The sequence below is a fragment of the Psychrosphaera sp. 1_MG-2023 genome, from assembly GCF_030548245.1.
GTDB lineage: Bacteria > Pseudomonadota > Gammaproteobacteria > Enterobacterales > Alteromonadaceae > Psychrosphaera > Psychrosphaera algicola.
Genome location: NZ_JAUORW010000001.1, coordinates 92,585 through 108,586, shown reverse-complemented (window position 1 = coordinate 108,586; position 16,002 = coordinate 92,585). Strand labels below are relative to the sequence as shown.

At 40.3% G+C, this 16,002-nt stretch carries 10 protein-coding genes; 5 read left to right on the top strand and 5 right to left on the bottom strand.

Going from position 1 to position 16,002, the window contains the following annotated elements; translation table 11 throughout:
• Positions 1-158 precede the first annotated feature (158 nt).
• The 5 genes from Q4575_RS00380 (at position 159) to Q4575_RS00360 (ending at position 7,770) form a co-directional block, all read left to right on the top strand.
• Entirely contained in the window at positions 159-1,844 is a 1,686-nt protein-coding gene (locus Q4575_RS00380; protein WP_303520985.1) for a monovalent cation:proton antiporter-2 (CPA2) family protein, read from the top strand.
• A gap of 136 nt (positions 1,845-1,980) precedes the next feature.
• Positions 1,981-2,508, top strand: a complete 528-nt coding sequence (locus Q4575_RS00375; protein ID WP_215962778.1) for an NADPH-dependent FMN reductase — start codon at positions 1,981-1,983, stop codon at positions 2,506-2,508.
• A 219-nt stretch (positions 2,509-2,727) separates the two neighbouring features.
• Positions 2,728-5,832, top strand: a complete 3,105-nt coding sequence (locus Q4575_RS00370; RefSeq protein ID WP_303520984.1) for a hypothetical protein — start codon at positions 2,728-2,730, stop codon at positions 5,830-5,832.
• A gap of 109 nt (positions 5,833-5,941) precedes the next feature.
• Positions 5,942-6,616: a nitroreductase family protein gene (locus Q4575_RS00365; RefSeq protein ID WP_303520983.1), complete on the top strand. Its 675-nt coding sequence runs from the start codon at positions 5,942-5,944 to the stop codon at positions 6,614-6,616.
• Positions 6,617-6,717: 101 nt separating this feature from the next.
• Entirely contained in the window at positions 6,718-7,770 is a 1,053-nt protein-coding gene (locus Q4575_RS00360) for an aldo/keto reductase (protein ID WP_215962775.1), read from the top strand.
• Between the two features lie 123 nt (positions 7,771-7,893).
• Here the strand turns inward: Q4575_RS00360 and Q4575_RS00355 are convergent, their stop codons facing one another.
• The 5 genes from Q4575_RS00355 to Q4575_RS00335 all read right to left on the bottom strand — a co-directional run bounded on the left by Q4575_RS00355 (position 7,894) and on the right by Q4575_RS00335 (position 15,697).
• Positions 7,894-8,817, bottom strand: coding sequence for a M14 family metallocarboxypeptidase (locus Q4575_RS00355; RefSeq protein ID WP_303520982.1), 924 nt, complete (start codon positions 8,815-8,817; stop codon positions 7,894-7,896).
• Between the two features lie 124 nt (positions 8,818-8,941).
• A complete protein-coding gene (locus Q4575_RS00350; RefSeq protein ID WP_303520981.1) occupies positions 8,942-9,679 on the bottom strand; it encodes a dienelactone hydrolase family protein in 738 nt (245 codons plus the stop codon).
• A 151-nt stretch (positions 9,680-9,830) separates the two neighbouring features.
• Positions 9,831-12,926, bottom strand: a complete 3,096-nt coding sequence (locus Q4575_RS00345; protein WP_303520980.1) for an efflux RND transporter permease subunit — start codon at positions 12,924-12,926, stop codon at positions 9,831-9,833.
• Positions 12,927-14,291: an efflux RND transporter periplasmic adaptor subunit gene (locus Q4575_RS00340; RefSeq protein ID WP_303520979.1), complete on the bottom strand. Its 1,365-nt coding sequence runs from the start codon at positions 14,289-14,291 to the stop codon at positions 12,927-12,929.
• Complete coding sequence (locus tag Q4575_RS00335; RefSeq protein WP_303520978.1) at positions 14,288-15,697, bottom strand: TolC family protein; 1,410 nt, start codon at positions 15,695-15,697, stop codon at positions 14,288-14,290. Before Q4575_RS00335 ends, Q4575_RS00340 begins: the two co-directional genes overlap by 4 nt.
• Positions 15,698-16,002 lie beyond the last annotated feature (305 nt).

Here is a 16,002-nt window from a genome sequence, read left to right as displayed (position 1 = left end):
TTTGCTGGATTGTTACTAGACTATAATTTAAAAGTGGCTCTAATAATTAAGAGTAACTCTGATAATTATCGAAAAACACTTTGATTTAACACAACTTTTATCCGTAAATAATAAGATAAACTTATTGTAACCGTAGCCATTAACAACTAGGAAAAATAGTGCCTTCTCAATACTTGCTCGAATTCATTTATTTACTCATCGCCGCTGTAATCATGGTACCAATTTGCCAAGCTATTAAACTTGGCGCTGTTCCAGGATTTTTACTTGCTGGGTTAGCCATAGGTCCATTTGGTCTCGGGCTTATTGCACAGGTAGAAGATGTTAGTCATATCTCTGAATTTGGTGTTGTCTTACTGCTATTTTTGATCGGAATGGAGATGAAACCTGCATTTCTATGGAAAATTAGACGACTGGTTTTTGGTCAGGGCTCATTGCAGTTAGTGCTTACCGGCACGGTTGTTACTTCCATTTGTTATTACGGGTTTAATTTAGATTTTGCAGCGTCAATTATCATTGGTCCAGCGCTCGCATTATCTTCTACAGCATTTGTCCTTCAACTTTTAAATGAGCAAAAGTCTTTAAGTTCTGAATACGGGCGAAGCTCTATGGCGGTTTTACTGTTTCAAGATTTAGCCGTCGTTCCTTTACTAGCCATGATCCCTCTGTTATCCGCCGATCAGTCAAGCGATATTCATTTAGGCTATGCATTTTTAAAATCCATTGGGATCTTAGCGCTTGTTATTTTGGCTGGTCGTTACTTGCTTAACCCAATACTTTATCGAGTCGCACATGCTGCTAATTCAGAAGTATTTACTGCCTCTGCCCTTCTCATTGTTTTAGGTACCGCCTATTTAACCGAACATGCTGGTCTATCAATGGCAATGGGAGCATTTTTAGCGGGATTGCTTATTTCAGACAGCGCGTTCCGTCACCAAATCCGAGCCGAAGTCCAACCGTTCCGTGGTTTGTTACTCGGGCTATTTTTTATGTCGATGGGTATGTCGCTAAACCTAGATGTATTAAGTCAGTCGCCCCTATTTATCATTGCAATGGTATTTGCACTCGTCGCTATTAAAGCGTTGATTCTGTGGCCTATAAGTCGCTTATTTGGCTTAAATAAGCACAACGGCTTGGCTGTGGCTTTGATATTGGCTCAAGGTGGCGAATTTGCACTTGTATTGTTTTCCATCGCATTTAATAGTCACATTTTAACTCAATCTACATTTGATACTTTGTTATTAATTGTCCTCATTAGTATGCTTGTCACACCTATTTTGGCTGCAATTGCTTACAAATTACATTTAAAGCCATCTGACAAACCGCTTGAACAAAAAGAAATTGAATTCCAACCCATTGTTATTGCCGGTTTTGGTCGTGTTGGACGCCGCGTTGGCGACATATTATCGCTTGCTGGAGTGCCCTATGTGGCGCTTGAGAGTGAAGTATCTTTAGTGAAAAAATACCAAGCATTGGGAATGCCAGTCTTTTATGCGGATGTCACAAAGCCTGAAACATTACATTCGGCAGGCATTGCAAATGCGGAGTCAATTATCGTGACGGTTAATGACTCAGAAGTGGCCACCACGCTCGTGGAAATTTTGAGCCAACACTACCCATCAATTAAGATTTATGCTCGTGGCCATAATGCCCCTATTTGTAAAAAGCTTATGGATTTAGGCGCTTACAAAGTCGTTTCGGAAAATTTAGAAGCAAGTATCGAGTTAAGCCGTCAGTTACTGCTTAGCTCTGGATTTACCTTCGAACAACAAGACGAGCTGCTAACGGACTACAAGCAAGATTATTACGAACAAGTTCATCCAGATAATGCAAAAGTAAAAAAATAGCTTAAAAGTTAAATTGAAAATCAACGTCTTACCGTCAATTAAAGGCCATTTGGAAACAATCATTCACCATTTGGCCTGTTAATCTTTCTAATCGAACATAATAGACTGCTCAGCATTACCCAAGAGGAGAACTATTATGAAAGTATTAACACTTGCAGGAAGTAATTCTGCAAATTCAATAAACAAACAACTTGCCATTTATGCTACATCATTAATTGAGAATGCAGAAGCTGACATCATTGATATTAACGACTATGAAATGCCTATTTTTAGCATGGAACGCGAAGCCGAATTAGGTCAACCTGAACAAGCGAAACAATTTCACCAAAAAATTGCTGATGCCGACGCAATTGTGATTAGTTTTGCAGAATATAATGGCAGCTATTCGGCGGCGTTTAAAAACCTTTTTGATTGGACTTCGCGTATTGATCCAAAAGTTTATCAAAATAAACCTATGTTGCTTCTGGCCACTTCGCCAGGTCCTGGTGGGGCTGCTTCTGTATTAAATACAGCGGTAACGTCAGCACCGTATTTTAATGGCGATGTTAAAGCATCATTGTCAATACCTAGTTTCTACGACAATTTTGACGTAGAGCAAGGCAAACTCAGCAATGCAGAGTTAAATGACAAACTCCAAACTGCCGTTGCGCTATTAACACAATAATTGACGCACGTTAAACTTTGACAAGAGTAATACGCTATCACCAAATATTTTGTTCTACTTTTGTCATTAATTAGACTTGTGTAACAGTCGAGGGAAACGTTCAGTTTCCCTTGTTTTTTTGCTAATTAATTTCAACAAATCTTCAACATTCAAGTAAAGAAAATCCGCTAACTGCCGCTATAATTAAAGTCTCTTTTCACCTTGGTACCTGTAGTTTTTATGATGACGCATTTTGTAGTGGCTGGTCGAAATCTATTGCTCATTTTTATCTCCATGCTTGTATTGGCCTGCAGTGACAGCAATAAGACAACAACAATTGATGAAAGTTTTACCGTTGAACTCGACTCAACGGAGTTAACTGTCGAGATTAATTCTACAGCGCTCCTCAATTATCTTGTTGTGCAAGAAACTGAATTTGATATCAATGTCGCAATCACATCCGCACCAAGTCATGGCACCTTAGCGGTTGATCAAACAAATAAACAGATCAGCTTTATGTTAGGAGACCAGACTGGTTCTGGACAATTTAAGTTGTCGTTTTCTAGCCAAACTCAAACGTCAGAAATGACCGTAAACTACGTTGCGACTCCCATTTCAACTGATCCTGGAACTGATGATCCAGACCCTGACTGTACAGGCTCAGTTGATGACTGCCCCCTTAGTGAACTCAACCCAAATCTCATTTATTTTCCCAGCAATTACATAACCATTTTTGAGGGCGAGACGGTTGAAATTGAAATACAGCGTAACTACACAGATGATGACGAAGTCACCGAACAATTTTATTTCAATTCTGCGGTGATTAAGGGTCAGCTTTCAGCTGATAAGAACAGCCTGATCATAGAAGCCTTTATCGGAGAAGAAGATACTTATGGTGAAATTGTAGCCGTAACTGAAAAAAACGGTGTGGTAAATGAATCCACCATGTATATGATTTATTACAATAAAAACCGAGACTTAGAAACCACTCACATACCTACTTTAGCGGTCAAAGATACCACGATCAATGTTCCAACAGGTCAATCAACCACGCTCGATTATGACTTGTATGACCCCGATTCCGACCGCATTGCCTATCGCATTATTAAAGGCCCAAAATGGCTGACGACCCACGTAAATTTAACCCAAACAGGGATCCAAATTACCCTATATCCAATCGCGTCATTTGACATAGATGATAACGAAATTACGGTAGAAATAAGTGACGCACACAACAGCAGCCAAACGACATTTACCTTAACGTCAACTGGTGAAGTTGCTATCGATGAACCACCTCAAATCTACTTAGAACGTAATGTAGACCTGAGTTTATTAATCAAATTGCAGGGCGTGGAAACAGACCTAATCGCGACTTTAGCATTTGCCGCGTTTGACGACTTAGAAAGTAACTTAGAATATTCGGTTATCGCCTCTGATCCTGCATTCAGTTATCGCATTGATTATCCATATGTCTATGTTTACAGCGACGACGTAACCGATTTAAACCATGAACAAATAACGATAGTTGCTAGTGATGGTAATTTTAACTCCAAACTCACCTATCACTTATACATTAAAAATAACTTTGTCGAGTTTCTTGGTGGCCACCCAAATAGTTCACCGTTAATTGATGTTGCACAAACTATTGACGTGCTCGAGACCACCGGTGTGTTATTGCCTTATGCCATCGCTGATCTTGAACTTCACGATTTTACAGTTACATTTGAATTTGATGATAGTCTTTTACAGGTCATTTTAGAAAACGAAAATTTAGCAATCACTGCCCTACCAAACGAAACAGACGATGATATCGAGACAACCATAACACTTATCGCTACAGATGAGTTTGGCGCTCAATCGAGTGCCGATATTAATGTAGTCGTAAAAAATAACACCCCACCGGTAATAACTTATACAAACAGTATTGAGTTAGTGGAAGGCGGTACAGCCGAAATTCAAGTTGACGTAACCGATGCCGAGGAAGGTACATTACCGTTTGCCCTAAGTTACGACACAAATAAATTTGCGATTGTTGTCGAAGGTAGCAGTCTATTTGTAACAGCACTCAATGTATTGGAAGACTACGACGGTGTAATCGACGTAACTGCGGTAGACGACTTTGGCGAACAGGCCCTCGTATCGATTCCGGCCAAAATACGCTTTACAAATACCGCACCGGTGATCACGGCACAATACACCGAAGTATCTATGTTACCTGGTGAAACACTGCAAATGCGATTGACCTATGTTGATCCAGATACCGACGAGTTGAATCTATTTTCCACGGTAAACAACTCAAACTTAACATATAGTTATGATCCTAATACGCAAATATTGGCCCTCGCCGTCTCTGAAGATAGCCCTTATGAACAGGAGTTTATCTTTTCTACGTCGGCATCAGACGGATTCTTATCGACGTTTTTGAATATCACAGTTACCGTTCCTATTATTCCTACGCCACCGGAGTTAACGGTGTCTGCTTATTTAAGTAACGTTTCCGAAGGCGCTGATTTGATTATTAACTATCGAGTTTTTGATATTAACGGCGACAATATCGCTATTACCATTACAAACCCGTTCCCTAATCAGTTAGCTCTTACCGAACAGGACGGGTATATTGAAGTGTCAGTGCCAGATAACGTTTTGGTCGACACTTTATTGTATTTTGACATAACGGCTCGTGACGACTCTGCAAATGCGTTTGTGACCACTGAAACTGTTTCGTTAAATGTTATGCCGGTCAATGATCCACCAGTAATCACTCTTTCAGAGAATAACCTAACGTTAATTAATGACGACATTGTGTCTTTACCGCTAAGCGTTGTAGATATTGATAATTTGTCACTAAGTGTTGAGGTGCGTACACCAACCTCTGCGATAATTCCAAGCCAGATCGTCGTCCACGGAGCTGATATAAATAGCATTCGCATTTCAGGCGCGAGTAAGGGTTCGGTAATCGAAAACGCTCAACTTATTTTACGTGTTTACGACGACGAAACCTATACCGAAGTGCCATTTGTCGTTTCAGTGATTTTGGAAAATGAACCACCGATAACCAACGATACCGGTAGCGTTTTAATGCTGCAAAACTCAACGTTTACTTTTAACATTACGCCTAGTGATCCAGATTCTGCTACAGACGGTGATGTCGTCTCTGTCGTTTCGGTAGAAAGTGGAGACCCGGAATTATTAGTGATTGTTGGTGACCCCAATAGTCCTCCCACTAACACAGTAACCGTGACGTCATTAGCAGTGACAGAGGAAACGGACGTGTTTGTTTCCGTTACTATTACTGATGGCTATGTGAGTGTACTTAAAAGAATACGAGTGAACATTCGACCTTAAATTTGAATTGAGTTAAATTTTACCCATAGACTTGGCGTTATGACATTCTATGGGTAAGCTAGGCGCAACTCGTATCCTTTTACTCACTGATAATTATAAGAATTCAAGAATGAATGAACACAATTGCACACCGCTAAATGACTACATCGAATACGCCCCTGATGTCATGCTGAAACGTTCAGAAACATTTTTAAATAATATTAAACGTCGCCACAGTATCAGACAATTTAGTGACAGACCCGTTGACCAAAAGATCATAGAAAATTGCATAAAAGCCGCTGGTACTGCACCGAGCGGAGCAAATCATCAGCCATGGCATTTTGTTGCGATACATAGCTCGGAGATCAAACAACAGGTTAGAGAACAAGCCGAATTACACGAACAAGGTTTTTATGACGGGCGCGCAGGCGACGAATGGCTAGATGCTTTAAAACCCCTTGGCACCGATGCTCAGAAACCTTATTTAGCGCATGCACCTTGGCTTATCGCTGTTTTTTCCCAAAAAAAAGGTGGCCTCAAAGCCGAAGATCAAAAAACAAATTACTATGTTCATGAATCTGTCGGTATCGCCACGGGTTTCTTGATCAATGCCTTGCACGACTGTGGTTTAGTCACGCTGACACACACGCCAAAGCCAATGCAATTCCTGTCAAAAATATGCCAACGACCTGATAATGAGCGTCCCTATATGTTGATTATTGCAGGCTACCCTGAAGAAGGTGCTACAGTGCCCAATCATGCTCGAGATAAAAAGCCATTTGAAGATATCGCCACGTTTTTATAGTGCCATTCTAATTTCAACTATTTTATTTAAACGACAATTGGCATTGAATATTGAGCTTTCATCACAATTTATTGTTTATTGAGAAAAATCTAGGTTAAAAAATGAAGTATTCAACGTTAGGAACCAGTGGTTTAGAAGTGTCTAGAGTGTGCTTAGGCACAATGACCTGGGGCAACCAAAACTCGCAAAAAGATGCCGATGAACAAATAGAATATGCACTAAGCAAAGGCGTTAATTTTTTTGACACCGCTGAGCTATATCCCGTTCCACCTGTCCCTGAAAAATATGGTGACACAGAGCGAGTTATCGGCAACTGGTTGAGCCGAAACCCAGAACGTCGAAAAGAAATGATACTAGCGTCTAAAATTGCAGGTCCAGGATTACCTTACATTCGTGACGGTGGAAAAATTACCGGTGCCAGTGTAATTGAAGCCGTTGATGATTCACTTAGACGCCTGAAAACAGACTACATCGATTTGTATCAATTGCATTGGCCTAATCGCACTTCTCCACACTTTGCACAACACCATGTTAACAAGGTTAAGTTTTCGCAAGCTGATAGTAAACTTCATACCGAACAAATGTTGGAAATTTTAAAAGCGTTAAAAACCTGTCAAGACGCGGGTAAAATACGTCATTGTGGCCTTTCTGATGATACGACTTGGGGAATAAATACCTACCTTAAGTTAAGTGACAAATACGATTTACCAAAAATGGTATCGATTCAAAACGAGTTTAATTTATTGCATACCAAAGATTGGCCGTATTTGATTGAAAATTGTGTTCATGAAAACATCGCATACCTTCCTTGGTCGCCACTTGCTGCAGGTGCCCTAACAGGTAAATATATTGGTGGTGCAAGGCCAGAGGGAAGCCGTTGGCGGATGGCCCAACGTAACGGCTTATTTAGAGATACAGAACAAACCGACGCCGCAGTTCGGCAATACGTAGAAATAGCGAATAAATATGGCTTTACGCCGGCTCAGTTAGCGTTAGCTTGGACGAATCAAATAGACGGCGTTACATCAACAATTATTGGTGCAACCTCGTTAGCTCAGCTTACAGAGAACATTGAGGCATTTGAAATGACCATTCCTGACGCTATGGCAGAAGAAATTGCGCTAACATTGCGCCAATATCCGGCAACATTTTAATACCGCAAATTAAAATAATAGAAACTTCATTTTACTGCAGCAAAAACACAAACGCCGCTAAATTAAGCGGCGTTTGTGTTTGTTGTACCATTAAACATGTATTGTTTAATGCAGCATTCAAATTTAAATTACGGTGATTAAATAATCTAAGCCACCTACAATAGCTGCAACTTGTGCGATGGTACAATTTTCTGGATCAACCAAATCACTGTCTGGATAAACTTCGGTCGTTGTAACGTACTTAGCGTCCGTCATACCTGCACATAAACCTAGCGCTTTAGTCGCATAATTAATCACGCCTTTCTGGACTAATTCATTGCCTATGAGCTTGCCATCGTTATCCGCGGGCGCAATATGCGTCACTTTTTCCACTGACTTAATAATAGCCGCTTGAAACTCAGGTTCAGGCTTTAACGTATCGCCAACACCGTAGAAACCATCTGGGATATTCCACGATTTTTGCTCAATTGCATCCCTAGCTGCTAAGGCGGGTCTAAATTCTGAATTGTCAGTATCTGTTGTTTCATGTAAATCAAAATGGGCCAAAGGTTTGACATCAATTTGCGATAAATAGGTTTGTAATACACCAGACTCTTCAACTGATATGTTGTCATTAATATTAGCCGGGAAAAATGACCGATTAGGATCGTCCGCATTGGGATTCCATCGATTAATAGTTTCAAATCCCCAGGGGCTTAAGCAGGGAATTACAATAAAATTAAAATGCTTTTGATAATCCAGCATGGTCGTTTCACAAAACCTCAACGCGCCCATTACACCACTGGTTTCATACCCATGAACCCCACCGGTAACTAATATTGTTGGTAATTGTGAGTCAGCGTTTTTTGTCTTAACTGCAAACAACGGGTAACGGTCAGAATTGTATGACAGCGCCCCGTATTGGGTTACCTCAAAATGGGTTTTAAGCTTTTCTATATGCGGCATGACCGTTTGCTTATAGTCACGTTTTATCGTCTGTTGTGCAAACCACTGTTGTTTTTCAGTGCTTCCCCAAGGTTGGCCAGGTACACCAATGTTGTAATCCATTCAATTTCCTTTCTGTACAACTGAACAATCATTTTTATCAAAATGATCATAATTTAGTTTTTATTGAGGCTCTTTTTAGAAGAGACGGGTTTCTATTATGCGCCTAAATTAAAGTTTAAAAAGATCATCTAAGTGTTCTTTGAAATAATTCCACAGCCATAGTGTAAACACGTATTGCCAAAACGGGATCGTAGCGTTCCCCTTCATCACGCATAAAAGCGTGTTGCGCATTAAATTCGGTCCAACTAAAATGATTACCACAACTTAGAAGTTGCTGGTGTATCTTCATTCTTCCGGCGTCAGGGACATGAGGGTCTTGTTTTCCCCAAACCATTTGCAATTCACCTTTGATATCGCCTGTTCGACTAAATGAATCGTTGTCTTTTTCGCTAGGCAGCGTATCTGAATGAATATCTGTCGCATACAAACAACTGGCCGCCAGAATATTGGGGTTTAATGCCGCTCGAAACGCCAAATGGCCACCAATACATACCCCCATTGCGCCAACTTTTCCTGTGCAATAATCTAGTGATTTAGCAAAATCAATTAACGCTACTGTATCGCTATCATGCGCTTCTAAAGGCTTAGTCCATTTATCATTATTACCTTTATCTTTTCCTTCATCGTCATATCCTAAGACGGTTCCAATAGGGTTTAACTCGTGAAAGACCTCTGGCACTAAAACCACAAATCCATGACCAGCCAAAATTGTTGCTGTACGTGCAATCGGCGCTGTTTGTTGAAATATTTCAGAGTAGAAAATTATAGCCGGGAAATTACCAGTTTCATTTGGTCGATACACATAAGTGCGCATTGTGCCCGTTGGTGTTTCAATATCATGGAAGTCAGAGGTGGTGATCATTTTTGGTAGTCACTTTTTGTTGAAGAGTGACACGATCATAACCGCTGTTGTTGGTAAATCAACAACAGCGGCATGATTTATATGGATTAAAACAAATAAGGAAACTAATAAGCCGTACTTAAGCTAATTTTTTTCCCCACAGCGCTTTACGCTATGTTGTTTTTTTGCTCGGATTGATAAACCCGATTACACGGTCAAGTAATATGTAATTGACCGGCACCAACATCAAAGTAATAAACGTCGCAAATAAGATACCAAACCCTAGTGATACCGCCATCGGTATCAAAAATTGTGCTTGGGTTGATTTTTCAAACAACAACGGCATTAAACCGATAAATGTGGTTAAACTCGTAAGCATAACCGGTCTAAACCTTGCGGCCCCCGCAGTTGAAACAGCATCATATAATGCCATGCCTTCCGCTCGTTTTTTATTGATATAGTCAACCAACACCAATGAATCATTTACCACCACCCCGACAAGCGCCAACATGCCAAGCAAACTCATCAAAGATAAGTCCATACCCATAATCCAGTGTCCCAACATGGCACCAAGTGCACCAAATGGAATAACACTCATAACAACAATTGGTTGCGTATAAGATTTAAACGGAATCGCCAATAGACAATAAATAATAAAGAAAACAAATACTAACGCCCATTTTAAGGATCCAAATGACTCCCTTTGTTCTTTAGCTTCGCCTTCTAAAGAGTGTGACAAACCTGGATAATGCCCCACTAACTCGTCAAGGTAGTCTTTTAAGTCTGCGTTTAATACTGTCATATTAACTTTGGTTTTATCTAAGTCCGCAGTCACATTTATCACACGATAACGGTCTATCCGATTAATCGATGAAGGGCTCACGCCAGGATCGAGCTTAGCAACGTGTGCCAAAGGCACACTGCCGCCATTTGGCGTATTAATAAGGATATGTTCCAATTCTGATATTGAACGTCGCTCGTCCAATGGTAAACGCACCATCACCCGAACATCGTCTCTACCGCGCTGAATACGTTGTACTTGAGAACCAAAATACGCATTACGAACTTGTCTAGAGATATCGTTTCGAGTTAACCCTAACGCTTTTCCTTGCTCTGTTAATTCGATTTGCAGCTCTTGCTTACCGCTAGACATACTGTCATTGATATCAAATACCGTAGGGTACGTTGCGAGTCGTTTTTTCACCTTTTCTGCGGCATCTTGCAACGTCTCCATTGAGGTCGATGACAACTGCACATCAATTGGATCAGAACTTCGTCCTAATTCCGCTCTAAATGACATGCTTTCAGCGCCAGGGACTTCTCCAATCTCTTTACGCCACTCGGTTAATAACTCTCGTGAACTTATGGTCGACTCTCGCTTTTCTGGAGGAATTATTTCAAATCGAACTTGCCCCTGATGTGTCGCGCCACCTCGGCCGCCCGTAAATGCCAATATATTCATAATGACGCTTCGTCCATCTTCTTCGACATACTTTTGCTGTAATTGATAAGCTGCATCAGATATTTTTTGAATATGACGATCGGTCACCTCAAATGGCGTTCCTGTCGACATTGACAAGTTCATTCTGACGGTTTCAGATGGAATTCGTGGGAAGAATATAAATTTAGTCCAACCACTCATTAATAACGCAATAACCACTAGCAAGGCACCAACAAACAAAGATACGGTCGTGCCTTTATTTCTAAGAGCTTTGTTTAACAGGGGCTGATAGTACTTCAATATTGCGTTTTCAAAACCATCCGCAAAGCGTTGTTGAAATCGAGCCAAGCCGTTAGTGTCTTCGTTCTTCCGAATTTTAATGTATTTTAAATGAGCCGGCAGAACAAACTTTGATTCGATTAAAGAAAAGATTAATACCGGAATAACAACTGCCGGTAATTGTGCAAATAATGCGCCTCGCTGCCCTTCAATAAATGCCAATGGTAAAAATGCCGCAACCGTTGTTAAAACACCGAAGGTAACTGGAGTTGCAACTTCCTGTGTTCCTCGTATTGCCGCTTGTTCACCCGAGTCTGACTTTCGTAAATGGGTATAGACATTCTCACCAGTCACAATGGCATCATCTACTACTATCCCCAAAACGAGAATAAATCCAAACAAACTCATAACATTCAAGGTTACGCCTAAAAACGGCATAAAGATGAACGCGCCCATAAAGGAAATTGGGATCCCGATAAAGACCCAAAAAGCGATTGAAGGCCGTAAAAATAACGTTAATAACAACAGTACTAAAAATCCACCTTGCAGTGCGCTCGTTGTCAAAGTTGTTAAACGATTTTTAACAATCATCGAATCGTCGTCCCAGTAACTTAGCTCATAACCTTGAGGCAAGTTGGACTGTTCTTCTTTTATATATTCTTTTACAAGATCGGCAACCTCAATTGCGCTTTGTTGGCCGATACGATAAACATCAATAAACGCTGCCCGTTTACCATTAAAACGTGTCCTAATAGGCGATTCTTCAAAGCCATCATTAACATTTGCAATATCACCCAATCTAACAATACTGCCATCCGTATTTTGTTTTACGACTATTTTGACAAATTCGTCTTTACGGTAGGCCTGCCCTTTTGAACGCAGTAAAATGTCTCCACCTAAGGTTTTCAGATTACCCGCAGAGATATCTAGGCTACTATTTGCGATTGAGTTAGAGATTTGACCTAGTGTTAAGCCATACTGTTGTAACTTGTCCTGCGATATTTCAATCGCGATTTCGTAATTACGAACCCCGGATAAATCTAATTGAGTTACCCCTGGAATACGTAATATATCGTCACGCACTCGTTCTGCAAACTGGCGAATTTCCGCTTCACCATAATCACTTGCAACCGTAACAGTCATTACGTCTCGTTTACGTTGTGCGATTGAAATAATTGGTTTTTCAGCGTCAGCCGGAAATGTATTAATGGCATCCACACGAGATTTTATGTCAGCTAACATTTCTCGTGCGTCATATCCATTGTCTACTTCTATATTAACTCTTGAAGAACTTTCTCCAGAAGTACTCGTGATCTTTTTAATCCCCTCAAGATCTTGTACCGCTTCTTCAATTCGAATACTGATGCCCTTTTCAACATCTTCTGGGGTCGCGCCTCTTAATGATAGTGAAACGCTGATAATGTCGGATTCAAATGACGGAAATATTTCCAATGGGATCCGGCTCGATAGAGAAAATAGTCCACTTAATAATATCGATATCATCAATAAATTAGCGGCTACATGATTTCGGGTAAACCAAGCAATCATCTATTTGTCTCCCTGTCCGCTCGTCGCCTGCTTATCTTTGCGAGGTCTATGCATTTTCATTGCTTCATCAACAGAAACGCCTTTTTCAGCAGCAAGTTGCTTGATCCTTTCCTGAGCTTTCGCCGGCAATTGGTCAAACTTGCGCTCAAAGTTATTTTTTCCAGGCTTTATTTTGGTCACTTTTGCTTCACCATTAATCGTCACAGGTGTTCCAGAACTGACTTGGCCAAGTGACGTCAACACTAGTCTATCGCCTTCTTCTAAACCACTATTAATAATTGCGTCTGAGGAATTTTTCCATAGGATTTGAATTTCGCGACGTTTCAGTACACCTTCTTCTACAACATAAACATAGCTACCTTGGTAAATGGCTTTATTTGGGATAACAATGACATCTGATAATATTTTGCCAGCGAGTCTCGCAGTCAAATATTGTCCAATTTTTAACGACGTCATGCCATTTGCTTTAACAACATATGGATCGTCTATTTGTGCAACCACGTATAACTGTTGCGAATTACTGTCAATAGAACTCTCTGTCCTAACCAGTTTTCCTGCCCAGTCTTGATTATCAAAACGACTCGAAAAGTGTACTTGCCCTGGCGCCATTATGTCGGTTTCTTGCTGTTGTTCAGGTAGATTAATGAGTGGTATATCGTTGTTGTTAATAGGCAATCTGACTTCAACATAATCACTTGCAAAAATATCCGCTAAATAGGCGTTGTTGGACACAACTTGGCCCACATCAACTTGTTTCGTTAATATACGGCCATCATAAGGCGCATGAACTTTGGTTCGCTCAAGTGCCAATTGAGCCTTTTCTAATCGAGCTTCTGCAGACAATACATTGGCTTCAGCAGCTTTAAGCTGAGGCAGTCGCAAAACTAAATCGTTTGGCTCACCACCTTTCCCTATGCGTTTCCAATCAGCACGTGCTTGATCTGACCGAGCTTGTTCTTCAGCCAATTGTTGTTGAGCATCTAATAAACTTGCCTCAGCCACTTTAACGTCGACTTTATAATCTCGATCGTCAATTGTGACTAACCAATCACCCTTCTTAAAAAATCCTCCTTCACGAAATTTTGGCGAAATGGCATCAATTTGCCCGGATACCTGAGCCACTAACTTACTTTGAGTACGAGGCTTAACAGTACCAAAACTGTCTAAATAGACTTGGTACAATTCTGGTTTAATGTTTTTTACATCCACGGTCATTTGGGCTTTCGGCGCTTTAAATTCGCGTTTAGCTACTGGTGGGTTTGAAAATATAAAAAAGGCCAACGCGATAGCGGCCAGCATAATTACGATTGCTGTAAGCTTTTTCTTTAGCTTTGAGGTCGAGTTTAATGAATTTATGTTACTCATAATGTGACATTGCCTTGTTCATATAATGCTTGAAAATCGCCGCCTAACGCAGTGAATAAATTAATTTGATTTTGTAGTAATTGATATTGCAGTCTAATAACCGAACTCTGTGCGTTAAATGCCCGTGTTTGTGATGTTAAAACGGTGGCGTAGTTAACGAGACCTTTTAAGTACTGCTCAAAAGAAAGTTCTTCTGCTGCAACAGCATTTTGCTCGGCAATTTTATTTGCATTAAGTTGTGCCTGCAGATTTGTTTGATTTGCCTTTAGCCTTTCAATGGTTTCAAAGGTACTTAAAAAAACACTAATGTAGCTTTGTTCTAGTGCCTGCAAATTCGATATAGCCGCATTTTCGTTCGCTTTTAAACGTCCCGCATTAAAAAGTGGAGCCGCGATATTGCCTATAAAAGACCAACCTAAGTCAAACTCAGTTAATGCTTTGCCGAGATCCGTACCTTCACTACCCACACTTAACGACAGCGAAAATGACGGAAATCGTTGTTTATGAGCAAATGCAACCGCCGCATTCGACGATAACAGCCCTTGCCACGCAGCGCGCAATTTAGGGTGGTTCTTTACAACATCTGAAGGTGTGTTGGAAAGCGCGTCAAGAGGTAAAATATCTAACGCCAAATCTTGATAATCAAACTGGTTGTCAGGGTAGGTTCCAATCAATGTTTTAAATTGCCTAACTAGATTTTCGAGCGTTTGAGTTTGGGCTGAAATATTTGCCTGCTCATTTGCCAAATCATTGCGAGTTAAGTACACGTCCAGAGCGTCATTCAATCCTTGTTCATAACCGGTTTCTATTATTGCCAAATTATTTTGGGTATTCTCCAATCGAAGCTTATTAAGCTCCAACTGTTGCTTTGCTTCTACAATCGCAAAGTAGGTTGTCATCACCTCAGCAACTAAAGTATTAATTCTATCTTTATGTTGAGTTTGCAACTTCAAGAAGTTGAGATTGATTTGTTGATCAGCCGCAGACAATTTGCCCCAAATATCAACTTCGTATTTAAGTGCAAGGTTTAAACTTGCATTGTCAACAACATCAGCATTTTCGTTTGCCTGACGTACACTGCTCTGCAAATTTAAATCGAGTGAAGGCCATAATGTCGCTCCACTTGCCGTTACGCGATGTTTTGCCGCTTCTAATTCGAAGCTAAGTTGTTTTAACTCAGGATTTTGCGTTACTGCAACTTGAATAAACTCAATCAAGTTTTTGTCAATAACGTCGTGCACTGACACTTTTTGAGCTGAGACAACCGCATTTGACGATGGGTTTTGCCACATTTCAGGGACAGTAATTTGATCCTGCTTTATGCTTATATTGTTATTGGTCGCACAACTTGCCGTCACGCTACTCAGTACAACAACTGTCAATAACCTAATATAACTCTGTTTCACTAAATTTCTCTTCCGTTTTTTTTGTGTCAATCTGACTCATTTTTTATTCTGCCAAATTAGATATTCAAAGTTGAAAACTAATTTCATCCCTTTCGGCGAACAACAATTTTTGCAGGTTGATTCCCCTAAAAACTGCATAAACAGTGTTTTGGAATATAAAAAGGTGAACCTATTAGTAACTAATTTAACGCGAAAGTTCCATCGGCATTTTGATAAATATGCGATATTTTTTAAGCATTTAAAAAAAACGCTTTTTCCCTCCCCAATTAGGGATATGACCATAGGTCACATTTTAAAATGACCAT

What these genes read in the sequence shown, in the direction of transcription:
- Q4575_RS00375 (WP_215962778.1), top strand. Translation starts at nt 1,981, where the DNA reads ATGAAAGTATTAACACTTGCAGGAAGTAATTCTGCAAATTCAATAAAC.
- Q4575_RS00370 (WP_303520984.1), top strand. Translation starts at nt 2,728, where the DNA reads ATGATGACGCATTTTGTAGTGGCTGGTCGAAATCTATTGCTCATTTTT.
- Q4575_RS00365 (WP_303520983.1), top strand. Translation starts at nt 5,942, where the DNA reads ATGAATGAACACAATTGCACACCGCTAAATGACTACATCGAATACGCC.
- Q4575_RS00360 (WP_215962775.1), top strand. Translation starts at nt 6,718, where the DNA reads ATGAAGTATTCAACGTTAGGAACCAGTGGTTTAGAAGTGTCTAGAGTG.
- Q4575_RS00355 (WP_303520982.1), bottom strand. Translation starts at nt 8,817, where the DNA reads ATGGATTACAACATTGGTGTACCTGGCCAACCTTGGGGAAGCACTGAA.
- Q4575_RS00350 (WP_303520981.1), bottom strand. Translation starts at nt 9,679, where the DNA reads ATGATCACCACCTCTGACTTCCATGATATTGAAACACCAACGGGCACA.
- Q4575_RS00345 (WP_303520980.1), bottom strand. Translation starts at nt 12,926, where the DNA reads ATGATTGCTTGGTTTACCCGAAATCATGTAGCCGCTAATTTATTGATG.
- Q4575_RS00340 (WP_303520979.1), bottom strand. Translation starts at nt 14,291, where the DNA reads ATGAGTAACATAAATTCATTAAACTCGACCTCAAAGCTAAAGAAAAAG.